The sequence below is a fragment of the Cytobacillus oceanisediminis genome (assembly GCF_003182355.1).
Lineage (GTDB): Bacteria > Bacillota > Bacilli > Bacillales > Cytobacillaceae > Cytobacillus > Cytobacillus oceanisediminis_A.
Genome location: NZ_QGTW01000022.1, coordinates 40,850 through 64,702, shown reverse-complemented (window position 1 = coordinate 64,702; position 23,853 = coordinate 40,850). Strand labels below are relative to the sequence as shown.

The following is a 23,853-nucleotide window of genomic DNA, read 5'->3' as shown; positions in this document are numbered from 1 at the left end:
CGATGGTTCAATTAGGTATTGATTTTGGTTCCGTAATGACTTATTCAAGTTTACAAAATGCCCTTGTTGATATAAAAAAATTTTAACAATTGTCCCCCCCTCACCCTTCTACTAGTTAGTTTGGTGAGTTTTTTATTGAACAGTTTGTGTCTAATGTGACATAACAGCATAGATTCTTATTGAACAAACCTGCCCCGTTTGTCAATAAGTTCAATGCGTTAAATCCATCTGAGATCAACGCACCCGTCACTTTAATAAAAAAGAAAAATCAGATAAAAAAACTTGTGATAAATTTACATCACAAGTTTCTTAGGGCTTTTACTTTTTAATTATTTGCTTTCTTTCCTCCATCTGAGGCGGTTCTTCCATCCAACCATTTTTAATCATTATTTTTGCACCTTTATGAGCATATTCAAAGATATCTTTCATAAAAATAGTCATTTTTGCTGGTAAATCATTACGTAAACTAAAAGCCGTTCCTAATGAGCTGCTCCCCATAGAAAAACTACAAAATAGACTTGTACAATACATCATCAATTTATCAGAAAATGGAGCTACCGTTGAACGGGTTGCATTACCACCAGATGGTTCTGGGATTTGTACATCACTTTGCAGTAAGGTTTCACTTAATTCCTTTACAATACTTTTAGCAAGTTCTGCTCCGTCATTAAAGAAGTTTTTTACTTCTCCATCATTTGCACATTGAGCAAAGCCTATAATCATCTGCATCCCAGTGATATTTGATTCAATTGCATGATGAAGATGTGCAACTTCTACGGTATTTAATGTACGTTTTTCACTAAATGGATTAATGGAGACTCCGCCTAAATAGTTTTTATCTTTAACAAACTCAATAGAAGTTGGCATTGAAACATAAGGAGGTCTAGCAAACATCCCTTTTTCAAGTAAATATTGTGTGCAAAGATTGTAATAATTTTGAGTGATAGCAGTAAGTTCTTTATAAATTATTATAATATCTTCTCGAAATGCCATCGTTATATTTAATGAATGCAATCCCATACTAATTTCATTTAGTAAGCGAATGAACATGATGTCGAAACCATTGTCATATAACTTCGGCACCTCTTTGTTGACATCTTGAGCAGAAAATCCCACTGGGATTACAGCTCCTTCATTTTGTAAAGTGTCTTTAATTTTACCAACATAAAGGTTAATTTCTCCATAGAATTTAGTCATAATATCTTTGGCATTTTCATCATCGGCTTTAGCTATAAAGTATTCCAATATTCTTAAATTCATTGTTTTATCTTGATATGTAAGCCATAACGTACCTAGTTCGGATGACGTAATTGCAGGTTTTTCTGGCATAAAGAATACCTCCCAAAAAATTTTCTTGTTTTTTAGATTGACCTAAAAATGTTATATTAATTCCTTTTTCGGTGAAATAAACGCATTTTTTATTGCACTTCACTTTAGATAAATAAGAAATGCTGCCCCAATAAACAATTAACTTTTGTTTTATTACATCATCGAGAAAGGTAATCTAGAGAATAAAAATATTCTCTCAGATATTATGGGTTTAAAGCGACATTCTTAATTGGTAATATAAACTCCAGATTAACATCTTTATTAAGAATGCCATCTTTAACTTAGGCATTTGAGTTTTCTACAAGTATCGTCTAATTTCGCATTGTTGTAGAGAAAGGTGAGCATAAAAATATGCCTTGCCTTTTTTAGATAATTTGCCTTACTGGCTGGCTCAACTCTTCATAGTAAAATTCATCGAAAAGTTAAAGAAATTTATATCTCTTGTTGAATTGGTAAATAATATCCATTAGGTGATAATATGGATGAGTATAAATTAAAGCTCACATCTTCTGAAATAGGAACTCTGTGGGGAGAGTATGTGAACGGCACAATGACAGATGTGGTAAATAGATATATGGTCTCTATTATTGAGGATGAGCAAATTAAAGCCATTTTTGAGGATGCAATAAAGATGTTCAGTAAACAAAAACAGCAAATCGTAACCTTCTTAGAGAACGAAGGTTTTCCAGTTTTCCAATTGGATTTACTGAATCCGACCTCTTTGAAGGGAAACAGAGACTGTTCACAAATATATTTGACTGAATTATTTACATATTATGACCTTACATGGTTTACTGGGGCATAGCACTGCATTAGCTGTATCGGTTAGAAATGACTTAAGGAATTTTTACGATTTATGCGATAACGATGCAAAAAAATGATACAAAAATAATGTAAATGGATAAATTCCCAGTTCCAAAATCCTGGGAAACAGAAGTGACCACTTCAACGGAATCTCCTTTCTCCGATAATTTAATGCTATATCATATTGGTTTCTTGTTTCAAGCTGCACAAAATTATCACGGGGCAAGTTTAGCATCCGCCATGCGAACACACCTTGTAACCGGTTATGAAAGTACCATTCTAAAAAATCTATTGGTGACAAAGAAATGGTTTAATTTGATGGTACAAAATAAATGGTTAGAGCAATGCCACTTGCTCCTAATAGAAAAGAAATTGCAAAAAAAATATAGTAAACAATTAACGAGGTATATATGTGTGAATAAGAGTATACTTGAAAAACTAATGTGGAGCATCGCCTTACCTGGATTTGGACAGTATTTAAATGGAAAGTATTTTAAAGGCACAGTATTATTGATACTTGAATTTCTAATAAATGTACAATCCAATTTTAATCAGGTCATACTTCTAAGTTTTCATGGGGAAATAGTTGATGCCATAAATAATACAAATTATCAGTGGTTAATGTTCTATCCTTGTTTATACTTTTTTTCTATTTGGGACTCGGTTAAGGATGCAGGTGGAGGTAAAGACCCCTATTCTTTTTTTCCTTATGTGTTCGCAGCGTTTTTTGTAACAGTTGGCTTGATTTTTTCCTCAAGTTTAACGATTTTTGGATTGTTATGGGGTCCTGTCTGGCTCCCAATGTTATTTGTCTTACCTGGAATAATAATCGGATTTATCGTTGGAAAAATCGTGAATAATATATCTTAAAAACCATCCACTATTAGTATTAGAAAGATGGTTTTTTATGTTGAATATGCCTGAAAGTTTATTAAACTAAACTCCCTCAATAAAAGAAGCGAAAACGGCTGTTTACTCTTGTTTTCTTAGAATTTCATAGTTAATTACCTGCCGGTAAGTCCTTTACTGTTGGAGATTTATCACTTGAAAGGATATATTTGGACCCTTAAAGAAAAAAGAATTATAACCCACTAACCAACCAATTACAGAAATTGGTGGATGAGTCAAAATATGATCGCACTGGTGGATGTCCACATTTCTCATGGAGGTCTACCCTCCCATGCCTCACAGAGTCTTCGCTCTCAAATTCCTTCGTCCAACCTTTCCATGAGGTGGATGTCGGCCATGCTGCCCCACAGGGTCCATGCCCGTAATTTAGTTGCTTTGCCGACTAATCCGTGCTTCAAATGTCTCCAAAACTATAAACCAAAAACTATTACTAATCTAAATGAATCCAGTTTTAAGCGGCCAGTTCTGCCTTCTTTAATCCTGCCAAGTGAGGGATGTTTTTAACATCTTTTCTTCACTAAATTCAAATTGCTTTTTATTTATACTAAAGAAAATACGGATTAATTTATTACACAAAGCGATAATGGACTGCATCTTCTTTAAAGGGTTTTCCGTACGTTGCGTATAGTATGTATGAAGGGCCTTAAAGGCTGAATTTTTCGCAACGAGAATCATGCAAACCCTAAACAACAGAGCCCTTAGCTTCTTCCGGCCTCTCTTAGAGATGGTGGTTTTCCCCTTTTGCTTCCCAGATGTATTTTCCTTAAGGCTCAAACCGGCCAGCTTAATGATTTGACGGGGGTGGGTGTAGTCACTTAGGTCACCCACTTCCGCAAAGAAACCAGCGACAGTATCTCTTCCAACCCCCTTGACTGCTAACATTTGAGCTACACCCGGAATTTCATCAAGCAGGGAATCTATTTTTCCGTCCAATTCTTCGAATTCCTTCTGAATCAAATCATATTTAGCCAGAAGAGTTTTCAGCTCCATTTTTGCCATCTCAGAGCCTTGGCGAAGTCCGATGGACTGACTCGCTGCTTGCTTTAACTCCCGAATCTTATTAGCACCTTCTTTTTACGGTTTTTCTTAAATGGATAAGTAATTCATCTTCCGTGAAATTGGCTATTTCATGCGGTAGAGCATAAAGCCGTAAGAATTGTAATGCAGCCTTGCCCTCCCACTTCTTAAAGACCTTCAAGAATTCCGGAAAATACCGGTCAATCCAGTTGTGCACCTGTCCCTGGACCGTTTGTAGGTCCTCGGTTAAAAGATCGCGAATTTTCTTTGCCACACGGAGTTCGGCATAAACACCTTGCGGTATGGTAGGTTCGGCGTATCTTCCGTCCTTGACCAGTTGGGCAATGACCTTGGCATCTTTTACATCATTCTTAGTTGGAGAATTATCATCAAGCTCCTTACTTTTCTTGACGTGCAAGGGATTTACAGCTACAAACTTAATCTCGTTTTCTTTTAAAATGTGAGCCAGGTTAAACCAATAATGACCTGTTGGCTCCATACCGACAATCACTTTCTCCATACTATGTGCTTTCTTAGTTTCCGAAATCCAGTAAAGAAAATGCTCAACACCTTCTTTTGTATTTTCGAAATAACAAGGAGATCCAAACTCCATTCCCCTGAAATCCTGGGCACGTGCCACGTGCTTGAATTTTGCAATATCCACCCCTATAATCAGGGTTTGAGAAGTAATTTGAGCAATCTTCTTATTTTGGTTATAATTCATGTTAATGCCTCCTGGTATATGAGTTTTGTCCTTTTCGCTGGCGGGCTTTAGGACTCTCTCATTCTACCAAGAGGTTATTTTTTTGTTCAAACTCCATTTTCCTTCATTACAGGAATGCTGCCCCGTTAGCGCAAGAAGAAAGCCACCAAATTTGGCAGGTGGATCATCAAACTCTTATCCCTTGTTGGAGAGAAAGTCTTAAAAAATTATTTAGGTTTATAAATAGCTCTATGTCTACTTTCTTTTCACCCTGACTATTTGAAATATCATTAGACATAAAATCACCTCATATTATTTTACTTAATAAATAATATGTTGGATTATAAGTGCTGTGCGGACAATCATCTTATTTGTGCTTTTGTCTCCCCCTTGCTATAGACCATTAATGTTGCAGCATATGTCTAATGCGATATTACAGAATAGACTTTTATTGAATAACCCTGCCCCTTTTGTTTAATAAGGAATTTGACAAGAGATGTTTTATGTCAATATTGCTCTGCAACTTTACATGAATTACCTAAAAATTCCTTCTATGAGTATACAATGTGTGCACAGAAATGTGCACGGACTTAATTTTTTTATTTATTTTAATTAATCCAGATTGACTAACAACATGTTAATAACCTTGATATACCAGACTTAATTGTTTTTAATTGAACTATTTTACTCTATTGTTCAATAGATTTTCCTCTGGCAGCGGAGAGGTCACTTTATAAAAGGATCTTTAACGGGCTGATTGTAGAGCAACAAACAGCAGCTTTAATTTTCGGTTTATGATTCCCAACAATCCTTTTTAAGCCGAATTTCAGTAGAATTGAGTAAAAGGTTTTTACTCTACTAAATTAGCAAACAAGCTAAAGAAAGAAAATTTAAGAGGTATAAATGCCCTCCTCAATGGCAATAATAGTTTCTAGATTTCATATTCACTTTTTTAGGAGGGTATTAGAATTGAAAGGACATGTATATAAACGTGGTGAATCATGGACATTTGTAGTTGATATTGGGAGGGATAGTTCCGGAAAAAGAATTCAAAAATCAAAAGGAGGATTCAAAAGAAAAAAAGATGCTGAGACAGCTCTTCGAAAAATACTAACTGAAATAGATGAAAACAAATATATTGAATCCAGTAAAGAAGTATTTTCTTCATTTATCACGGACTGGTTTTACAATCATTATAAAAATAGATTACGGGTAACCACAGCTAGCAGTAGAGAATATATGGTGAGCAGCCATTTCATTAAAAATAATCCCTTTGCAGATAAGCCACTTAACACCATCACCTCATTAGATATAGACTCGTTTCTAAACCAAAAGTTGGAACAAGGGTTGAGCACTAATTACATACGCAAAATGCACCAACTACTATATCAGGCATTTAATCAAGCGATTAAATGGAAAAAGCTTTCCGTTAACCCAGTACAGGACTCTGATCCTCCTTCTGTGGTAAAACGTGATATTAATATATGGTCTTATTCAGAAATTCATATTTTTCTGAATGAGTGTAAAAATGATCGCAATTATATTGTTTTCCTATTAGCCATATACACCGGAATGAGAAGAGGAGAAATACTTGGGCTAAAATGGAGTGACTTAGACTTTAACAAAAAAGTTATTCACGTTTCCCGGTCGCTTTCTTATATTCCAAATGGAGGCTATGTTATAACGAACCTGAAAACCAGAAGTTCAAATCGTAAAATTCCTATAACAGAAGAAGTAATAAATGAGCTGGTAAAAGTAAAAAAACAACAAGAAGAACTCAAGAATAAATTAGGTGAAGCCTTTGGGAATAATGATTTAGTGGTGTGTACGGAATTTGGCCATGTGCAGGATCCAAGAAATATTTTGAGAACAATGAAAAGATATATTAAATTATCTAATGATACTCCCATTCGGTTTCATGACATTCGCCACACTCATGCCTCAATTTTAATTTCCAGCGGTGTAGACATTGTAAAAATTGCTGACCGACTAGGGCATTCGAACCCTAAAACAACCTTTGAAACCTATGCCCACTTATTACCACATGTATATAATGATGTTGCAGAGGCATTTGAAAATGAACTTAAAAAGAACCAGTGAAAATACCCGTTAGCAAAATGTTAGCAAATGGGCAAAAAACAAGGTAATTCATTCTCTTCCTCAAATAACAAAAAAGCCATGAACTCCTTAAGTAATAAAGGTCTCACGGCTTTTTTTAGTGATGATTCCGACTGGGTTCGAACCAGCGACCTCTACCCTGTCAAGGTAGCGCTCTCCCAGCTGAGCTACGGAATCGTTATATTATTTTCCTCTTGTGAGGACAATATAAAATATAATATTTTATTACATAAAAGTCAATACCTATATTGATTCCATTAATAGAAGATTAATTAGTTTGAAAATAGATTACATTCACATTACATTTTCCCCATTTAAAGCTGTAAGCTATCTTTTTAAGAAAATATGCTTTATAATGCCCTCTATATGATTCTTTTGTTAGATGAATCAGCCATTTCAGGGTTACGGAAGGAGAATATTTAATGAAGAAACTAATGTATCCCTTTTTACTAGTATTACTATCTGCCGTTTTAGCAGCTTGCGGTGCAGATGATGAAGGCAAGACCGCAGAGAAAAAGGATAAGGCAAAGACGGCTGAAACAGATCAGCAGGATCAGCAAAAGCAAATGGAAGAAATGCAAAAGAAAATGGAAAAACAAAAGCTTGAAGAAGATAAAACAGTTGCCATTGTAAATGACCAGAAAATTCTTGGCCGTGAGTATAATAGTGTACTGACTTCTTCACAAATGATGTTCCAGCAAATGGGACAAGATCCTACCACTAAAGAAGCAGCAGAGCAAATCAAGAAGCAAACACTTGATAGCTTAGTGGGCCAAACGCTTCTCCTCCAGGAAGCCGACAAAAAAGGCTATAAAGCGTCTGATGAAGAAGTCAAAAAGCAGCTTGAAGAAACAAAGGGACAATTCAAAGACGATAAAGAGTTTGAAACAGCTATGCAGCAGGCAGGCCTGAACATGGATTCTTTAGAGGATGAAATTGCCAATAATATAAAATATACAAAGTATATTAATAGTGAAATTAAACCTGAAGAGGTTACGGATGCCGAAATCAAGAAATTTTTTGATGAGTATACAAGCCAGGGCGGCGCTGAAGGCCAGGAGCCTCCTAAATTAGAGGAAGTCAAGCCGCAAATCAAGCAGCAGCTTGAACAGCAAAAACAACAGGAAAAGCTGGTTAAGCATGTTGAAGAATTAAAGAAAAATGCAAAAATCGATATCAAGGTTTAATCCTTATGGAGCAGCTGCCTTTTTAGGTGCCTGCTCTTTTTAATTTATATGATAAATTTACCTTACTCTTTTCCTCCACCTCCTCTTGAGAAATTATTTAAATACGGTAATATGTATTGGGGAGGCTGCATCATGATAAAACATACAACGTTCATTCAAATAATCGTAGGTTATTTAATACTCACTTTGGGTGTCTCATTAATTATTTTATCCGGCCTTGGAGCAGGTGCATGGGATACCGTCTATGTTGGCCTTTTTAAAAAATTCGGCCTGACAATCGGTACATGGTCATTCCTGGTTACTGCTTCCCTGGTATTTTTAAACGCATTGCTTACGTGGGAAAAGCCGCAATTTAAATCTTTTATAGGTACGGTGTTAGCAAGTTTGGGAATCGACTTTTGGATGGAGCTTGTGTTTAACAGCACTGTCATAACACATTTTCCTATTCAAATTCTCTCCTTCTTTTCTGGTGTTATATTACTGGGGTTTGGGGTAGCCATTTATATCCGCCCAAAATTATTTAGCGGACCAATCGATGGTTTAATGATTGCAACAGCTAAAAGGTTAAACATTAGCATTAAAAATGCCCGTATCCTAAATGAGTTTTTGGCATTGGCTATTGGTTTCCTATTAAGCGGTCCGGTGGGATTAGGCACTCTATTCGTCGCCATCTTTTTAGGCTACACCATCCAATATGGCACTGTCTTCCTAAACCGCTTAAAAGATAAAGGCATGAAAATCATTTAAAAAGGACTTCAATTTTGAAGTCCTTTTTATGCGAACATATTTTCGTCTTCATACTTGAAAAAGAACGTTCGTTCGTATATAATGTAAATAAAAGTAAGGAGGGATTTCTCTATGAAAGGAATTCTTTATCGAGCTATGGAAGAGAGAAAGCCTGTTGAAATCATTTATCTCTCCAAACGCAATTCATTTACTCAAAGAAAAATTTTAATTAAAGAACTGAGCGGAAGCACTATTTTAGCCTACTGCTTATATAGAAAGCAAATGCGCATTTTTAATTTAAATCATATCATGTCCATTCTTCCAGAAAAGAAAACACGCCAAATCAGCTAACCGAAGCTTTTCAATATTTCCATTATCAGAGCCTGTATTTCACATAAGAAGTACGGCTTTTTATTATACACCTTCCTTCTCTTCCTTTCTGTCATGCCCTGATTAACTGCGTTTTAAGGGGATATATAATCTTAAACAGGGCTTTGTCCCCATATAAACTATATACAGGCGATGAACCGGAACCTTCACTGTTGAATTGAACAGCAACAAAGACGGCTATAACAACGCAAGCCTATCAATCGGACATTGCGAACAGAAGCAGAAAAAGGAAAGCCTAAAGTTATCCGGCAAATAAAAAGGAAGGATCTCCGAGGAGTATCCTTCCTTTTTAACTTAAGCCGTTTGAGGCTTAGCTTTATCCTCTCGTTTAAAGAAAACTTGCAATACAATCAGCAAGATAAAGATTCCAAGTCCGATTATATCTGTCATTCCTTCAGGATAGATAAGCATCAAGCCGCCTGCAATTCCCAGCAGCCTTTCAAGTGGATTTAATTTGCGCAGCCAATAGCCAATAACCCCAGCACCAATTGCCATCATACCGGCCAAAGCAGTGAATACTACCCAAATTAAGTAATACCAGGTTGTATCAATCATCAAAAGCTCTGGAGATAGAACAAACATATACGGAATGATGAATGCCCCGATTGCAAGCTTTGAGGCATTTACGCCAGTTTTAATCGGATCTCCGCCCGAAACCCCAGCAGCAGCAAATGCAGCAAGCGCTACTGGAGGGGTAATATCAGCCACAATACCGAAGTAAAATACAAATAAGTGGGCAGATAAATCAGGTACACCGAGCAGTATAATGGCCGGAGCAGCAATTGTAGATGTAATAACATAGTTTGCAGTTGTTGGCGACCCCATTCCAAGGATGATGGCTGCAACCATTGTCAGCATCAGGGTTGGAATTAACAATCCGCCAGAAAGGTCTAAGAGGCCATTTGCCATCTTTAAACCAAGACCCGTCTTAACAACTACACCAACAATTATACCAGCTGCAGCTGTAGCAGCTGCAACTCCCAATGCTGTACGTGCACCATCAACTAAAGCATCAATTGCATCCCGGAAGTTAATTCGGGTATCTTTCCTTATCATACTAACGGCAATGGTAATGACGATAGACCAAAGAGCCGCACGGATAACACTCATTCCGCTCATAAGCAATACGATAACTGCCAAAATAGGCAAAAGCAAATATATCTTCTTAAATACTTCTTTACGGTTTGGCATTTCGTCGTCATTTAATCCTCTTAGACCTACTCTTTTTGCTTCAAAGTGGGTCATAATCCAAACACCTGCAAAGTAAAGCAGTGCAGGAATAGCCGCTGCTTTGGCAATATCCCAGTACGTAATTCCGCTGCCAATAAACTCGACCATAAGGAATGCGGCAGCACCCATGATTGGTGGCATTATCTGTCCACCGGTTGATGCAGTTGCTTCAACTGCCCCCGCAAATTCTTTTTTATAGCCAAGCTTTTTCATCATTGGGATCGTAAAAGAACCGGAAGTAACTACGTTTGCCACAGAGCTCCCACTGATTGTTCCCTGAAGCGCACTGGAGAAAATGGCAACCTTTGCAGGGCCGCCTGTTCTCTTTCCCGCCAGAGAAACAGCCAAATCATTAAAGTATTGTCCTACACCGGTTTTCACAAGGAAAGAACCAAATAACAGGAATAGGAAGATAAAAGTAGCTGATACGCCTAACGGAGTACCAAGAATCCCTTCTGTTGTAAAGAACATTGTTTGTACAAGTCTTTCTAAATCCAGGCCACGGTGTGCCAGGAATGCTGGCATATAAGGTCCATACATTGCATAGGCAAGAAATATAATAGCAATAATGGTAATCGGCAATCCAACTGCCCGCCTTGTTGCTTCAAGCACCAAAAGTACTGCGAGCAAGCCAACATAGAAATCAATCTCTGTCAGGCGCCCGGCTCTCATAACAATTTCATCAATAAACAGCGGCCAATATGCTCCTACAACAATACCGAGAATCGCTAATATTACATCATACCATGCAACCTTATGTTTACGTCCCCTGTCTTTTTTCCTTGCAGGGAATAAGAGAAAGATTAGGGCCAATGCAAACCCTAAATGGATTGATCGCTGCAGCTGGGCTGTAAGCATCCCAAATACTCCAGTATAGAGATGGAACAGTGAAAATGATAGAAGCCCAATAAAGACAATCCACCCCAAAATGCCTCCAAGTTTCCTCGTACCGGCCTCAGGATCGTACTTCTCCAGCAGTTTCTGCTGTTCCTCAAGAGATAACGTTTCCCCTCTATTGTCCAAGGATATTCACTCCTTTCAAAGTCTCAACTAAGTTTAATTTTTTAGCCTTTATACGAATCCAGGTTCCCGGTTCTATATAATCTGATAGCGGATACTCTTCCCCTTCACTTATTACTGTGTGGTTAGCTCTAACCTCTCCTAGCCGGAGATCAAATGAAGGAAAAATCCGATTCATATTCTTAATATAATATTTGCCGTCCTTCTGTTCAAATATTTCTCCATTTGAAGCATTTTCCGGCATTCCAATCGCAAAATCCTCATACATAAGCTCGTATAGCTTAATATTTCCTTTTTCAGTTAAGTTGTAGCTTTCTACAACATCTGAAAGGTGAATGGAATGAGTGTACTTAATTTTAAAAGATCCGTCCTCTTTAATTGGGAGATAAGCAAGCACTTCTCCTTTGTTCTGATATTCGAAAACAATTGCCTGCTTTATAGGAATGAAAAGCATAATTGCGATGGATGTGAGGCTGAGGAATGCCAGGATCCGTTTTGCCTTCCCTGGCTTCTTATATTTCATATAAAACCCCACCTAAAATAGTTATAATAGCCAGCCTTTACAGTTCCATTGGAAATCACTCTAAAAGTTAATTGACCGGCGTAAGAACCTTATTTAGGTTTTACAGCCGGCCAAGTTTTTAAGCGTTTAATTTTATTTTTGCAGATTACTCGGCTTTTAAGCCCTGTTCGTCAAAGTATTTCTTAGCACCTGGATGTAAATCAATACCGGTACCTTTTACAGCATTTTCTGCTTTGATCATTTTGCCTTTTGCGTGTGTAACTTTATCAAGATTCTCGAAAATAGCCTTTGTTACATCGTACACTACATCTTCAGAAAGGTCGTTTGAAACAACAAGCATTGCCTGTACAGCTACTGTAGGAGCAGCTTCGGCAAGCTTATAAGTTCCAGCTGGCACTTCATCCTGAACGTAGTATGGATACTTTTCGATCAATTCGTCAATTTTTCCTTGTTCGATAGGAACAATGACAACATCCTCGGTTGCAGAAAGGCCTTCTACAGCACCAGTTGGAGTTCCTGCCGTAACGAAAGCAGCGTCAATTGTCCCATCCTGGATGCCTGCAGTAGATTCATCGAAAGAGAGATCCTGTTTTTTGATATCATCTAACGTGATTCCATGGACTTCAAGAATTTGCTCGGCATTCGCAGCAGTTCCTGAACCAGGAGCCCCAATGGAAACCTTTTTGCCTTTTAAATCTTCAACAGTCTTAATGCCTGACTTTGCAGTTGTTACAATCTGAATGGTTTCAGGATATAGTGTTCCGATTGCACTTACATTATCAACAGCTGCTCCTTCAAACATTAATTTTCCTTCTTTAGCGTAAGAAGCAATATCTGTTTGAGAGAAAGCTATTTCAGCGTTGCCATCTTTCAGTGTGTTCATGTTCTCTGCAGATGCACCTGATACTTCAGCATTTGTATCAATGCCAGTAGCATCAGAAATAATCTCAGCGAACGATCCGCCTAGCGGATAGTATGTACCGCCCGTTCCACCAGTTACGATGCTCATAAACTTCGGCTTTTCAGCGCCATCACCTTCGCCTTCGCCACCGCCGCCATTGCCTTCATCAGTTCCGCCGCCGCAAGCAGCAAGGACCATCGAAAGCGCTAACAGCAAAACGGTTGCGAGAAGAAAACTTTTCTTTTTCATTATAGTTCCCCCTTTATAAAATTACAGTTTCTCGTATTATATACTATCATAAAGGATATCCAGATTGTCAAATGATACCTCTTCTATTTATAAATCAGTATATGTCTTCCATTATCCTCAGAAAGGTATACATATTTTATGCATTAAACAGCTTATATTTTAGGTTAAAGCTGGATCATTTTCAGCCGTTTCAACCATATTATTACAGAATGGCTTCTGCCGGCCGAATACTTGTAAAAAGCAATTCCTATATAAATATGATAAAATCTTCATGAAAAGCCTTACATACATGCAAACGGAGGAATAGATAACATGGATTTTCCAAGAGGATCAATCAAAGATATTAAGATAGACAGCAAAGAGCTGGGGGAAGAGATTAGCCTGCTCATTTATTTGCCGGCTTCCTATTCACCTCTATATAAATATACAGTTGCTATTGCCCAGGATGGGAAAGACTATTTTCAGCTTGGAAGGGTTGGCCGTATCGCAGACGAGCTTTTAAGCGAAAAAGAAATTGAAAACCTGATTATTGTCGGTGTTCCTTATAAAGATGTCAAAGATAGATGGAAAAAATATCATCCTGACGGGGAACAAAATAATGCTTATATCCGCTTTCTAGCACACGAATTGGTTCCATTCCTTGATCGTGAATTTCCTACATATCAAATGGGAATGGGACGGGCTCTGATCGGGGACTCCCTTGCTGCTACTGTATCTTTAATGGCGGCAGTCCATTACCCAAATACATTTGGACGTTTAATTCTTCAGTCCCCTTTTGTAAACCAATCAGTTATGGAGGCTGTTGAAGAATTCAATCAGCCACATCTTCTTAATATCTACCATGTCATTGGAAAAGGTGAAACAGCTGTAAAAACAACCGGAGGCTCGGAGAAAGACTTCCTTACTCCAAATCGGGAACTTTCAAAGCTATTTAAAGAAAAACGGTTTCCATACTTTTATGATGAATTTGATGGAGACCATACCTGGACCTACTGGCAGCCAGATTTAAAAAGAGCACTTAAATTAATGTTTTGACTTTTCTTATAAGCGAAAAGGACTATTCTTGGACATACACGAAAAGAATACATGGGTGGGCACTGTTTTTTCTTTTAAAAAAAGGTATAATTATATAATGAATTTAGAAAATTTGCTATAATAGTTCAACCACAAGGTTTTTAACCATTTAAGCCTGCCAGTTATTAAACTAAAAATAAACATGGAGGTTGTTGTATGAGCACGAAATACGGTATCGTAATTTTCCCTTCAAAAAAATTGCAAGATCTTGCCAATTCTTATCGAAAGCGGTATGATCCGCATTATGCATTAATTCCTCCACATGTCACTTTAAGATCCGGCTTCGAAGCATCGGAAGAGGAAATTAAAGAGCTTACCGAAACTTTGCACGGGATCGCCAAGAAACACCAGCCTTTTCGAATAAATGCATCGAAAATCAGCTCTTTTCAGCCGGTTAACAATGTCATTTATTTTAAAGTAGAGCCTACCTCCCAGCTCGAAGAGCTGCACCGCGAATTGAATGTTCATATCACTGGAGAGGCTCCTGAATATAATTTTGTCCCTCATATTACAATTGGGCAAAAACTTTCCAATGATGAGCATTCTGATGTTTATGGATCCTTAAGAATGCAGCCGGTTAATCACGAAGAAGTGGTAGATCGTTTTCACCTACTCTATCAGCTGGAAAATGGCTCTTGGACTGTATATGAAACATTTCGACTAGGAAAGGAATAAGAAGAAGTGGAAGTAAAAATCGTCTCAACCGAACAAGAATTACAGGATGCATTTTCTGTACGCAAACTGGTATTTATCCACGAGCAACATGTCCCTGAAGAAGAGGAAATTGACCAGTACGAGGATGAAGCTGCCCATTTTGTATTATATGATGATGGGAAGCCCGCAGGTGCAGGCCGATTCCGTACTATGGATGGCGTTGGAAAAGTGGAAAGAATTTGCGTGCTGCAAGAGAACCGCAAAAGCGGATCTGGAAAAGCGATCATGGATAAAATTGAAGAATACGCTAAAGAACAGGGATTGCCTGCCCTAAAGTTAAACGCCCAAACACAGGCCATTCCTTTTTATGAAAAATTGGGCTATGAAGTAGTCTCGGATGAATTTATGGATGCCGGGATCCCGCATCGAACGATGAAAAAAACAATATGATGGACTAACTCCTGCCTGGAATGGCAGGAGTTTTTTGTTGTGCAATATTTTTTAGCTTTCTGCAAACACTATTCAAGATGCAGCTTTAAAGGAGTGGTTTGGATGGAGTATTTACATATCGTCAGCGTGCTGGTCATTGGCTATATTTTTTTATTTGCAATGGCAAAACTATTGGGAAAAACGCAAATCACACAAATTACTCCTTTTGATTTTATCTCTGCAATCGTATTGGGAGAGCTTGTGGGAAATGCACTATATGATGAGAAAATCGGCATACTGGAGATTTTCTTTGCTGTAGCTGTTTGGGGGGTTTTAATTTTTGCAACTGAAATTATTACTCAAAAGTTCAAACGTGCTAGAAAACTTCTAGAGGGAGAGCCCTCCATCGTTATAAAAAAGGGGAAAATTGTTTATGAAGAACTCAGGAAGAACCATTTGGATATAAATCAGCTGCAGCATCTTCTCCGTTCAAGGGACGTGTTTTCCATCCGGGAATGCGAATATGCCATACTGGAGACGGACGGTACAATTAGTGCCTTGAAAAAGCCTATGTATGCTTCACCTACTGTACAGGATATGAACTTACCATTTAATACTGTTGGTTTGCCTGTTACAGTCATTTTGGATGGAGAAGTTGTTTGGGATAATCTTAAAAGTGTTGGTTGGGACGAAAGCAAGCTGATGAGTGAAATAAAAACGAGCGGCGCTCGCTCGGTGAAGGATGTATTATATGCAGAATGGAAGGAAGGAGAGGCTTTGCACGTGCAAACTTACTAAGCCTCTCCTTCTTTTTTGCTTTACTTATATACATTCACTGAAATGGCGGCCTTTTCCAGTCAGCTCGCCATATGTTTGCTCTGCTGTTTTTCTATTCTTACGGTTTGGGTATTCAGAACGCTGATTTGGATTTGTTTTGATTAATTTTTTTTGGATATCAAGAGGAAGTTCTTGACGGAAGTCTTTTGAATTTGATTGTGCAGCTATGCGGGTAACTGGTACAAAACGAAACGGATCATACTTGTTTCCTATTTCTCTTTCTGCGTACTGATTATATTGATAATGTGTCAAAGGCAGGATATAGCCCACGGTTGATCCCCCTCTCCATTCATACTCTTATCAAAGAAATACGTTATGTAATTCATTTTTATGTACCCGTTTTCAAAGAAAATTAAACATAAAGGGACTTTAGAATTCTGTTGTGTTTTGATATGATAAACTTTGCCTTGTTAGTATTACGTGGACGAAGGCAATTCAGCATTCATTTGGTATTTGCGTGCAATTTCCAATCTCTGAATGATTGCTTTAAATGGGGTATTTTTTATGAAAACGGCTCTTTTACATAATAAGGTATTAAATCTTGAACAGTTAAATAGAGAAAGCTTTCAACAGATATATCAAGAGGGCAAAAAAGGTAAATTGCTTTGTCCTGATTGCGGGGCTTCAGTCCGATTATATTTAGGCATCAGCAAGGAACCTCATTTTTATCATATTCAGCCCAATAGCAATATGTGCCAGGATGTGGAACAGGAATCTGAGAAAGTACAAACTGAATCAAAAGAATTTATAGAAAGAAATGGTTTCCAGATTCCGGTATCACGGGCTATTACTTCTACTGCAGTTAAAGATGCCGAATCAATCTTTAAAAAAGCTCAGCCTGTTAAAAACATCCCTCCTTATACTAAAGAAAACACTCAGAATTATAGCTTTCCTGATGAGTACTTGCAGGCGCTTTCCCAATCAGGGGTTTTTTTGGATGAGCGGCAGGCAGCAGCTGTATCACATATCGAGGGGCCATTGCTTGTCCTTGCGGGAGCAGGAAGCGGAAAAACCAGAGTTTTAACTACGAGGACCGCTTTTATGCTGCGAGAAAGAAAAATAGACCCTAAGTCTATTATGCTCGTCACATTTACGGCAAAGGCTGCTGCTGAAATGAAAGAGCGGCTGCTTGATTATCCCGGAATGGAATCCAGAAAAGTAAGGCAGTTAGTTTCGGGTACCTTCCATAGTCTGTTTTATCGGATCCTCTCCTTCCATTCCGCTGAGAAATGGTCTTCAGGCAGGCTTCTGAACAGAGAATGGCAGCGTGAGCAGATCATTAAGGAAGCTTGCAAAGATTTAAAACTGGACGAAAAAGAATTTGCCTTTGACCTGGCTCTACAGCAAATCAGTTATTGGAAAAACTCACTTATCATGCCAGAGAAAGTCCACCCTGGAAATGACTGGGAGGAGCAGACGGCCATTCTTTATAAAAGGTATGAGCAGGCGAAGGAGCGAAAAGGATTATTTGATTTTGATGACATGCTAACAGGCTGTTATGCCCTTTTTCATGATAATCCCGCTATTCTCGGACAATATCAAAACCGGTTTCAATATTTCCTGATTGATGAGTTTCAGGATATTAATAAAGTTCAATACGAACTAATGAAAATGCTTTCTGCACAGACAAAAAATGTCTGTGCAGTCGGTGATGATGATCAGTCCATTTACGCATTCAGGGGCAGTGACCCTCAGTATCTTCTCGATTTCGAAAAAGACTTTCCCGAAGCCAAGGTGATTACATTAAATCAAAATTATCGATCGGCACATGAGATTGTCTCAGCAGCCAACCAAATAATATCCCTTAATAAACAAAGGCGGGCAAAAAGCATGAATGCCCAATATTCAAGTGATCAGCAGCCATTCTTATTTTTTCCGTATGATGAAGAAGAGGAAGCAACCATGATTCTAACAGACATTCAGGATAAAATAGAAAAAGGCTATGAGCCACGGGATTTTGCCTTATTATTCCGGACACATGCCGGCAGCAGAGCTGTCTTCGAGAGACTGGCAAATTCAAGCCTCCCTTTTAAACTAGATCAGGATGCCGAATCATTTTATGATCGTTTTATTGTGAGAAGCATGCTTTCGTTCTTGAAGCTTTCTATAAATGAAGACGACCAAAATGCGATTAAAGATATATTGCCTTCTCTCTTTGTTAAACAGACGGCTTTGCAGGATATTAAAGCGGAGAGCATTTTAAAGGATTGTTCACTGCTCGAGTGCCTCAGCCATATAAAAACAGGCTTTGCTTTTCAGGAAAGCAAATTAAAAAAAGTAATCCCCGTGACGAGATCACTTTCAGGCCTTACTCCCTTAACAGCAATTGAAACGGTTGAAAAGGAACTCGGATTTCAGGATTTTATAAAAAAAAGGGGAAATGAAGGAAATAAAATGGAAAAGGGATCTGATGATCTGAAGGATTTAAAGGTTGCAGCCCGTAATTTCAACTCCCTTGCCGAGTTTTTGGAACATGCAGAGCATATGAAAGCCATGAACAAAGAAATCAAGCAACTAAGCAAGAGTTATAACAACGCCATTACATTAAGTACGATCCACCGTGCGAAAGGCCTTGAGTATAATGTGGTGTATGTTGTCGGGGCAGTTGAAGGAAGCCTTCCCCATGATCATGCTTTAGAAGCTTACCGATCAGGAGATTCCGCCTCATTGGAGGAAGAGCGCAGACTGATGTATGTAGCTGTTACACGGGCGAAAAGAGATTTATTTATTTCAGTACCGGAAAGAAGGCGAGGACGAAAAGCCTATCCTTCAAGGTTCCTTGCTCCCATCACAAGAAGCAGCAGGCGCTAAAGTTTCGAGAAAAGCAGACGGACCTGGCCGACAATTGCCAGGTCCTTTTTTATTTTTTATTTTTTGTTCATCATCTGCGAAATGGTATTAAAGTCCAGCTGCTTTCCATCAGCAACGATCGATTTCACAATTTTATCTTCCATCTCTTTTGATACAGGCTTATTCGCAATTTTGGAAACCCTCTTAATAACGCCTCTTACTGTTTTTTCATCTTTAAAATTTGCATTCTGCAAAGAACCTGCCAGCTCAAGTACTTCCTTCATATTTACGCCTGTTTTCTTTTCAAGGTTTTTAAAGAAATTATTATCCATGCTGCTTTCTCACGCTCCTTCTTTAACTACTTTATATAGTATGAAGGAGGGCAGAAAAGGTGATTTATAAGTACTAGCTCTTTGATCATCACATTGGAGCTACATGCAGACTGCCTTTACTTCAGTTTTTTATAGCTTCCTAAATAATCAGAAAAGCCGACCCAAAACCATAACTATGGCATTGGGTCAGCCGCTCTCACGAAGAATTATTAGTGGCAGAAGCTCGCGCCAACAATAATTAACAAGATGAATAACACGACGATTAAAACAAAACTGTTTCCACCGTATCCTCCATAGCCGCCGCCATAGCCGTAGCCGCAATAACCGAAGCCCATTCCTATCACCTCACTTTGTTTTTACTCAATACAACATATGTAAAACAACCAGTTGGTGTATAGGCAAGCCCCTAAGCAAGTCTTGCTTTTATTCCTCCAGACTGAAATAAGGCTTGGTCTTTTTTAATAATTCGTCTATGCGCCTGGAGTATTCCTTATAAGCCGTTTTTAGGACAGGTTCTTTTGCAATCAATGAGTTCCATTCAAGCTCAGCATGAATTTTCTTCATTAGGATTAAAAGGTGCTCGTCCTGCTTTATTTCAGGCATCTTTAATGAGTCATTATAAAGGTCAATTTTAAGCTGACCTTGCTCATCAATTTGAGCAAAAAAGACATGTTCTGCCTCTACCTGTCTCTTTGCCAACTCAATGCTCAGCCATTCCCTGCTAACTCCCGCATTTTTAAGAGCCTCGTTATAGATGGTTCCATCCATAATTACAGTATGCGGTACGCCCGACTCTGGCAAGTTATCAAATAAGTCTCCTGCAGTCAGCGGCTGTTTTGCTTTTTTTGGTATTATATTTAATTCTCCATTGGAATCCAGGGAGGCAAATTCCACATCAGCAACCCGAAAAACATCTTTTTTTCTTAACTGTTCCAGCAATTCATCTGCACTAAACTTTTCTTTTCTCAAATTATCTTCCAGGATTTTGCCTTTTTCAATAAAAGTAGTCGGCTTCCCTTCTACAAAATCTCTAAAGGGCTTGCTTTTTAATGATATGACGCTGATAAATAATGGTACAAATGCCCAGATTAAAAAGGCAGTTATCCCATCTCTCAAGCTAAGTTCAGGGTCCATGGAAAGTGTTCCTGCGATATCGCCTACTGTAATGCCGACAATATATTCAAAAAAAGATAGTTTGGATAGCTGTTTCTTTCCTAATAATTTAGTGATTATAAAGAGCCCCAGGATGATGAATACAGACCGCACAACTGTTGCAAGTATTTCTGTCATTACAGCTCCTCCTATAAAAGAAAGGAACGATTAAGTTCCTTTATGCGCTTTGATAAAAAGCCATTTATATCTGAAGCTGAAACGATTCCCTGATGAAAAATACGCTGCGCCTGTTCATCTGATGAGGTCATAGCCTTTTCTCTTAGAGCCAATTCCATCTCCTCAATCATCACTTGCAGCACCTTAAGACTTTGTTTACTTTCTTCCATATTTACAACGTCCTTCGCCATTAGCCTTTTGGTTTAAAAATAAGTGCACCGATAAAGCCAAATATGATGGCAGCGGATATACCGGAGCTGGTTACCTCGAACATTCCTGTCAAAACTCCGACAAGCCCGTGCTGGTCAGCTTCCTGCATGGCGCCATGCACCAGGGAATTGCCAAAACTGGTTATCGGTATTGTCGCGCCTGCCCCGGCAAAGTCTGCTAGCGGTTCATAAAGCCCAACTCCATCGAGAACTGCCCCCAATACAACTAAAAGGCTCAAGGTATGGCCAGGTGTTAATTTAAATACATCAAATAATATCTGGCCGAATACGCAAATAAGGCCCCCTATAACAAAAGCCCAGAAAAACATTGGCAACATACAAAACCCTCCTTTAGTCCATTTCGATTGAAACAGCATGGGCAATGCAAGGAATACTTTCATTCTGCTGGAATGTCAATGGAGATAATAGCGCTCCTGTGGCGACTACAAGTATTCTTTTATATGCTCCCTGTTTCATTTGATTTAATAAATGTCCATATAATACAGTAGCTGAGCACCCTGCTCCGCTTCCCCCTGACTGGACAGGCTGATCTTCTTTATAAATCATTAGCCCGCAATCCTTGAATTTCTCTCTTTCAATGTTCAGGCCATTATTTGACAGCAATTCATAAGTAGTTTCCTGGCCAATTCTGCCTAAATCTCCAGTTACGATCAAATCATAATAAGACGGATCAAGCTGCATATCCTTGAAATGGGCTGTAATGGTATCAGCAGCTGCCGGAGCCATTGCCCCTCCCATATTAAAAGGATCCGTTAGACCCATATCGATTACTTTTCCAATTGTGGCTGAAGTTGTGACAGGCATGTTCTGGCCAGCCACTTTAGAAGTAACAAGTGCTGCACCTGCACCCGTTATAGTCCATTGGGCTGTTGGCGGCTTCTGCCCGCCATATTCAGTCGGGTACCTGAATTGTTTTTCAACAGCTGCGTTATGGCTTGATGCGCCTGTTAAAATGTAATCAGCCCCTTGATAGTTAACAATAAAGGATGCTAAGGCTAGTCCTTCCATAGAAGTAGAGCAAGCACCAAAAATCCCGAAATAAGGAATCTGTATCGTTCTTGCACTCAAGCTTGAAGGAGTAATTTGATTAATTAAATCACCTGCAATATAAAACTGTATATCTTCTTTTTGAATATTTGCTTTTTGCAATGCGGTTTGCCCTGCTTCTTCCATAAGTACACGATGAGCTTTCTCATAGGAGTCCTCACCCATCCACAGGTCGTCGTGCAGGACGTCAAAATCATCCGCTAGATTGCCATTTGCTTCAAATGGACCACCGGAAACACCAGTAGCAGCAATTACAGGGCGGTTTTGAAAGATCCAGGATTGTTTTCCTTTTAGCATTAAATAACCCCCCATATCCCTAAAAGCGTTTTAATCAGAGCCACTACAAAAGCTGAGAATACACCAAAAAGTATTACGGAGCCGGCAAGCTTGAACATATTTCCGCCCACACCCAGCACAAATCCTTCGGTACGGTGCTCAATTGCTGCAGAAATAACTGCATTCCCAAACCCCGTTACTGGAACAGCGCTTCCTGCACCCCCAAATTGGCCCAGCCTGTCATAGAAACCAAAGCCAGTAAGAAGCATGGAAAGGAAAATCATAGTAGCTACAGTCGGGTTTCCGGCTGTTTGCTCTGTAAAGTTAAAAAAATAAATGTAAAAATACGTAATAGCCTGTCCGACTGCACAAATGAGTCCACCTACCCAGAAAGCACGGATACAATTTTTAAGGAGGGGGCGCTGCAGTTCATGCTTTTGTTCAAGCTGTTCATATTGCTGCTGTTCCGGCGTTTTATTCGAATTTTTTTTGCTCATTGCCCATGCCCCTTTCTATGTCATCTCTTTTTGTAATTTTATAATCTTATCAAGTTTCTTTTTGGCTTTTTTATCCGAGAAGTCCGGATCTTTCATTTTTTCCTGAAGCTCTACTGCCTCAATGAAAATCTTATAGTCACTCGAAACAGTGAAGTTCTCTTCCGGATATTTTTCCTCAAGCATTTTTGTCATTTTCTTTTCAATCCTTTTCATATGGAATCGCTGCAGGTGTTTTACCTTATAAGCGACAAGTGTGTCTCCATCCCCTTTCACCACAGCCACATCATACAGCTCTTCCAAGGATTCGACATCATGCTCAATGCTTGCAATCAAGTCCAGATTTTCTTTCGTATTTTTTTCAATTAAAGTAGGCGGAGGGTTGGTCGTTTTGACAAGCGCCAAATCGCTTTCTGTCACTTTACCATCTCCGCTGCATCCAGTTATTGCGATGAGTAAGGCTGCCGAAAACCATAAGTGTCTTTTTTTCATATAATTCCCTTCCTATGTAGATTCTTTAGCTATATTGTCCTCGAATAAGGACAATTTTATGATAACTAACAGTCATCCTAATATTTCCAAACTGAGCTTAAAAAAAAATAAAGCCGGGAATCTGCCGGCCTTATTTTTATTTTTTCTTTGATTTTTTTCCGCATCCGCAGCCTTTTTTCTTTTTCTTTTTTAGCAGCCCAGATTTTGTGCCAGCTTGCTCATTTTCATTCTTCATCATGGTGAGGCCCTCCATTTTTGAATAATTTCCCTCTCAATAATTTATGCTGAGCCTCCATGCTTGTGTAAATCAAATGCCTATGCAGTTATCCAGTAAAATAACCTTTTCCATTTAACGCTCGAACCTCTGGAGCAGTGATTCAATAATTGCAGCTAGCCCCGCCACAGCCAGCACTAGCAACACTGGAACAGCCCATTCCCTCAGAAAAACATATAAGGTACACAAAAAAATGGCACTCCACACGCCGGTACACCAATAACAGCTCAAAAGCTCCCCGAAAAATCCGCGGATCCTGCCCTTTTTTATGACTAAATAAATTTCAGTTTCGCCATCTTCACCTTTTTCCTCTACTTCCTCCAGGAATGGTTTCCGAATGAATTGAGTAATTTTATCAAACACAATCAGCCTGGTCAGTCGAAAGCTTGCTAGTGAGAGGATTATCAATTCCATAGGTGTTATATCCACTTTTCTACCTCCAAATATAAAATAATAGCCTATTTTTTAGTAAAACAAGGCGTTTGTCCG

Annotated in this window: 23 protein-coding genes, 1 tRNA gene and 3 pseudogenes; 11 read left to right on the top strand and 16 right to left on the bottom strand. The window is 38.7% G+C overall.

Annotation, left to right across the window (positions count from 1 at the left end):
* Positions 1-318 precede the first annotated feature (318 nt).
* A complete protein-coding gene (locus DFO73_RS26385) occupies positions 319-1,329 on the bottom strand; it encodes a DUF3231 family protein (protein ID WP_110067636.1) in 1,011 nt (336 codons plus the stop codon).
* A 478-nt stretch (positions 1,330-1,807) separates the two neighbouring features.
* Between DFO73_RS26385 and DFO73_RS26380 the strand changes: the two are divergent.
* Positions 1,808-2,522 (top strand): annotated as a pseudogene (locus DFO73_RS26380) (DUF3231 family protein).
* Positions 2,523-2,574: 52 nt separating this feature from the next.
* The gene (locus DFO73_RS26375) at positions 2,575-3,003 is read left to right on the top strand and encodes a hypothetical protein (protein ID WP_110067638.1); all 429 of its coding nucleotides are present in this window, start codon (positions 2,575-2,577) and stop codon (positions 3,001-3,003) included.
* Between the two features lie 490 nt (positions 3,004-3,493).
* On the opposite strand, the pseudogene DFO73_RS26370 reads toward DFO73_RS26375, so the two are convergent.
* A pseudogene (locus tag DFO73_RS26370) lies at positions 3,494-4,783 on the bottom strand (IS110 family transposase).
* 948 nt (positions 4,784-5,731) lie between these two features.
* On the opposite strand from DFO73_RS26370, the gene DFO73_RS26365 reads away from it, so the two are divergent.
* Positions 5,732-6,862, top strand: coding sequence for a site-specific integrase (locus DFO73_RS26365; protein ID WP_110067635.1), 1,131 nt, complete (start codon positions 5,732-5,734; stop codon positions 6,860-6,862).
* A gap of 122 nt (positions 6,863-6,984) precedes the next feature.
* On the opposite strand, the gene DFO73_RS26360 is transcribed toward DFO73_RS26365, so the two are convergent.
* Positions 6,985-7,057 (bottom strand) — tRNA-Val (locus tag DFO73_RS26360).
* Between the two features lie 245 nt (positions 7,058-7,302).
* Here DFO73_RS26360 and DFO73_RS26355 point away from each other — a divergent pair.
* From DFO73_RS26355 to DFO73_RS26345, 3 genes are all read left to right on the top strand, one after another.
* Complete coding sequence (locus tag DFO73_RS26355) at positions 7,303-8,067, top strand: SurA N-terminal domain-containing protein (RefSeq protein WP_110067634.1); 765 nt, start codon at positions 7,303-7,305, stop codon at positions 8,065-8,067.
* 132 nt (positions 8,068-8,199) lie between these two features.
* On the top strand, positions 8,200-8,814 hold the full coding sequence (locus DFO73_RS26350) for a YczE/YyaS/YitT family protein (RefSeq protein WP_110067633.1): 615 nt from the start codon (positions 8,200-8,202) through the stop codon (positions 8,812-8,814).
* Between the two features lie 111 nt (positions 8,815-8,925).
* Positions 8,926-9,144 (top strand): hypothetical protein, encoded by a 219-nt coding sequence (locus DFO73_RS26345; RefSeq protein ID WP_110067632.1) that lies wholly within the window; start codon positions 8,926-8,928, stop codon positions 9,142-9,144.
* A 333-nt stretch (positions 9,145-9,477) separates the two neighbouring features.
* Here DFO73_RS26345 and DFO73_RS26340 read toward each other — a convergent pair whose 3' ends face one another.
* From DFO73_RS26340 to DFO73_RS26330, 3 genes are all read right to left on the bottom strand, one after another.
* A complete protein-coding gene (locus DFO73_RS26340; RefSeq protein ID WP_110067631.1) occupies positions 9,478-11,436 on the bottom strand; it encodes a TRAP transporter permease in 1,959 nt (652 codons plus the stop codon).
* The gene (locus DFO73_RS26335) at positions 11,426-11,956 is read right to left on the bottom strand and encodes a DUF1850 domain-containing protein (protein ID WP_110067630.1); all 531 of its coding nucleotides are present in this window, start codon (positions 11,954-11,956) and stop codon (positions 11,426-11,428) included. Before DFO73_RS26335 ends, DFO73_RS26340 begins: the two co-directional genes overlap by 11 nt.
* A gap of 145 nt (positions 11,957-12,101) precedes the next feature.
* Positions 12,102-13,106 (bottom strand): TAXI family TRAP transporter solute-binding subunit, encoded by a 1,005-nt coding sequence (locus DFO73_RS26330; protein WP_110067629.1) that lies wholly within the window; start codon positions 13,104-13,106, stop codon positions 12,102-12,104.
* 312 nt (positions 13,107-13,418) lie between these two features.
* Here DFO73_RS26330 and DFO73_RS26325 point away from each other — a divergent pair, with 312 nt between their 5' ends.
* The 4 genes from DFO73_RS26325 to DFO73_RS26310 all read left to right on the top strand — a co-directional run bounded on the left by DFO73_RS26325 (position 13,419) and on the right by DFO73_RS26310 (position 16,061).
* A complete protein-coding gene (locus DFO73_RS26325) occupies positions 13,419-14,141 on the top strand; it encodes an alpha/beta hydrolase (protein ID WP_110067628.1) in 723 nt (240 codons plus the stop codon).
* 195 nt (positions 14,142-14,336) lie between these two features.
* Positions 14,337-14,855, top strand: a complete 519-nt coding sequence (locus DFO73_RS26320) for a YjcG family protein (protein ID WP_110067627.1) — start codon at positions 14,337-14,339, stop codon at positions 14,853-14,855.
* A gap of 6 nt (positions 14,856-14,861) precedes the next feature.
* Positions 14,862-15,284: a GNAT family N-acetyltransferase gene (locus DFO73_RS26315; protein ID WP_110067626.1), complete on the top strand. Its 423-nt coding sequence runs from the start codon at positions 14,862-14,864 to the stop codon at positions 15,282-15,284.
* A 102-nt stretch (positions 15,285-15,386) separates the two neighbouring features.
* Positions 15,387-16,061, top strand: a complete 675-nt coding sequence (locus DFO73_RS26310) for a DUF421 domain-containing protein (protein WP_110067625.1) — start codon at positions 15,387-15,389, stop codon at positions 16,059-16,061.
* A 24-nt stretch (positions 16,062-16,085) separates the two neighbouring features.
* On the opposite strand, the gene DFO73_RS26305 is transcribed toward DFO73_RS26310, so the two are convergent.
* Positions 16,086-16,370, bottom strand: a complete 285-nt coding sequence (locus DFO73_RS26305) for a hypothetical protein (RefSeq protein ID WP_110067624.1) — start codon at positions 16,368-16,370, stop codon at positions 16,086-16,088.
* Between the two features lie 234 nt (positions 16,371-16,604).
* Here DFO73_RS26305 and DFO73_RS26300 point away from each other — a divergent pair, with 234 nt between their 5' ends.
* On the top strand, positions 16,605-18,911 hold the full coding sequence (locus tag DFO73_RS26300) for a UvrD-helicase domain-containing protein (protein WP_110067623.1): 2,307 nt from the start codon (positions 16,605-16,607) through the stop codon (positions 18,909-18,911).
* A 56-nt stretch (positions 18,912-18,967) separates the two neighbouring features.
* Here DFO73_RS26300 and DFO73_RS26295 read toward each other — a convergent pair whose 3' ends face one another.
* From DFO73_RS26295 to DFO73_RS26255, 9 genes and pseudogenes are all read right to left on the bottom strand, one after another.
* Positions 18,968-19,222 (bottom strand): stage VI sporulation protein F, encoded by a 255-nt coding sequence (locus DFO73_RS26295; RefSeq protein ID WP_110067622.1) that lies wholly within the window; start codon positions 19,220-19,222, stop codon positions 18,968-18,970.
* A gap of 209 nt (positions 19,223-19,431) precedes the next feature.
* Positions 19,432-19,503, bottom strand: a pseudogene (locus DFO73_RS29895) (YjcZ family sporulation protein); the annotation flags it as partial.
* A 142-nt stretch (positions 19,504-19,645) separates the two neighbouring features.
* On the bottom strand, positions 19,646-20,512 hold the full coding sequence (locus tag DFO73_RS26285) for a DUF421 domain-containing protein (RefSeq protein WP_110067620.1): 867 nt from the start codon (positions 20,510-20,512) through the stop codon (positions 19,646-19,648).
* A gap of 11 nt (positions 20,513-20,523) precedes the next feature.
* Entirely contained in the window at positions 20,524-20,721 is a 198-nt protein-coding gene (locus DFO73_RS26280; protein WP_110067619.1) for a hypothetical protein, read from the bottom strand.
* Between the two features lie 20 nt (positions 20,722-20,741).
* Complete coding sequence (gene spoVAE, locus DFO73_RS26275; RefSeq protein ID WP_110067618.1) at positions 20,742-21,098, bottom strand: stage V sporulation protein AE; 357 nt, start codon at positions 21,096-21,098, stop codon at positions 20,742-20,744.
* A gap of 13 nt (positions 21,099-21,111) precedes the next feature.
* The gene (gene spoVAD / locus DFO73_RS26270; protein WP_110067617.1) at positions 21,112-22,125 is read right to left on the bottom strand and encodes a stage V sporulation protein AD; all 1,014 of its coding nucleotides are present in this window, start codon (positions 22,123-22,125) and stop codon (positions 21,112-21,114) included.
* The gene (spoVAC, locus tag DFO73_RS26265; RefSeq protein ID WP_110067616.1) at positions 22,125-22,601 is read right to left on the bottom strand and encodes a stage V sporulation protein AC; all 477 of its coding nucleotides are present in this window, start codon (positions 22,599-22,601) and stop codon (positions 22,125-22,127) included. The genes spoVAD and spoVAC overlap by 1 nt, the downstream gene beginning before the upstream one ends.
* A gap of 15 nt (positions 22,602-22,616) precedes the next feature.
* Positions 22,617-23,090 (bottom strand): sporulation protein, encoded by a 474-nt coding sequence (locus tag DFO73_RS26260; RefSeq protein WP_110067615.1) that lies wholly within the window; start codon positions 23,088-23,090, stop codon positions 22,617-22,619.
* 349 nt (positions 23,091-23,439) lie between these two features.
* Positions 23,440-23,793 carry a DUF1360 domain-containing protein gene (locus tag DFO73_RS26255; RefSeq protein ID WP_110067614.1) on the bottom strand — a complete coding sequence of 118 codons (354 nt, stop codon included), beginning with the start codon at positions 23,791-23,793 and terminating at the stop codon, positions 23,440-23,442.
* Between the last annotated feature and the right edge of the window lie 60 nt (positions 23,794-23,853).

What these genes read in the sequence shown, in the direction of transcription:
- DFO73_RS26385 (WP_110067636.1), bottom strand. Translation starts at nt 1,329, where the DNA reads ATGCCAGAAAAACCTGCAATTACGTCATCCGAACTAGGTACGTTATGG.
- DFO73_RS26375 (WP_110067638.1), top strand. Translation starts at nt 2,575, where the DNA reads ATGTGGAGCATCGCCTTACCTGGATTTGGACAGTATTTAAATGGAAAG.
- DFO73_RS26355 (WP_110067634.1), top strand. Translation starts at nt 7,303, where the DNA reads ATGAAGAAACTAATGTATCCCTTTTTACTAGTATTACTATCTGCCGTT.
- DFO73_RS26350 (WP_110067633.1), top strand. Translation starts at nt 8,200, where the DNA reads ATGATAAAACATACAACGTTCATTCAAATAATCGTAGGTTATTTAATA.
- DFO73_RS26345 (WP_110067632.1), top strand. Translation starts at nt 8,926, where the DNA reads ATGAAAGGAATTCTTTATCGAGCTATGGAAGAGAGAAAGCCTGTTGAA.
- DFO73_RS26335 (WP_110067630.1), bottom strand. Translation starts at nt 11,956, where the DNA reads ATGAAATATAAGAAGCCAGGGAAGGCAAAACGGATCCTGGCATTCCTC.
- DFO73_RS26330 (WP_110067629.1), bottom strand. Translation starts at nt 13,106, where the DNA reads ATGAAAAAGAAAAGTTTTCTTCTCGCAACCGTTTTGCTGTTAGCGCTT.
- DFO73_RS26325 (WP_110067628.1), top strand. Translation starts at nt 13,419, where the DNA reads ATGGATTTTCCAAGAGGATCAATCAAAGATATTAAGATAGACAGCAAA.
- DFO73_RS26320 (WP_110067627.1), top strand. Translation starts at nt 14,337, where the DNA reads ATGAGCACGAAATACGGTATCGTAATTTTCCCTTCAAAAAAATTGCAA.
- DFO73_RS26310 (WP_110067625.1), top strand. Translation starts at nt 15,387, where the DNA reads ATGGAGTATTTACATATCGTCAGCGTGCTGGTCATTGGCTATATTTTT.
- DFO73_RS26300 (WP_110067623.1), top strand. Translation starts at nt 16,605, where the DNA reads ATGAAAACGGCTCTTTTACATAATAAGGTATTAAATCTTGAACAGTTA.
- DFO73_RS26295 (WP_110067622.1), bottom strand. Translation starts at nt 19,222, where the DNA reads ATGGATAATAATTTCTTTAAAAACCTTGAAAAGAAAACAGGCGTAAAT.
- DFO73_RS26285 (WP_110067620.1), bottom strand. Translation starts at nt 20,512, where the DNA reads ATGACAGAAATACTTGCAACAGTTGTGCGGTCTGTATTCATCATCCTG.
- DFO73_RS26280 (WP_110067619.1), bottom strand. Translation starts at nt 20,721, where the DNA reads ATGGAAGAAAGTAAACAAAGTCTTAAGGTGCTGCAAGTGATGATTGAG.
- spoVAE (WP_110067618.1), bottom strand. Translation starts at nt 21,098, where the DNA reads ATGTTGCCAATGTTTTTCTGGGCTTTTGTTATAGGGGGCCTTATTTGC.
- spoVAD (WP_110067617.1), bottom strand. Translation starts at nt 22,125, where the DNA reads ATGCTAAAAGGAAAACAATCCTGGATCTTTCAAAACCGCCCTGTAATT.
- spoVAC (WP_110067616.1), bottom strand. Translation starts at nt 22,601, where the DNA reads ATGAGCAAAAAAAATTCGAATAAAACGCCGGAACAGCAGCAATATGAA.
- DFO73_RS26260 (WP_110067615.1), bottom strand. Translation starts at nt 23,090, where the DNA reads ATGAAAAAAAGACACTTATGGTTTTCGGCAGCCTTACTCATCGCAATA.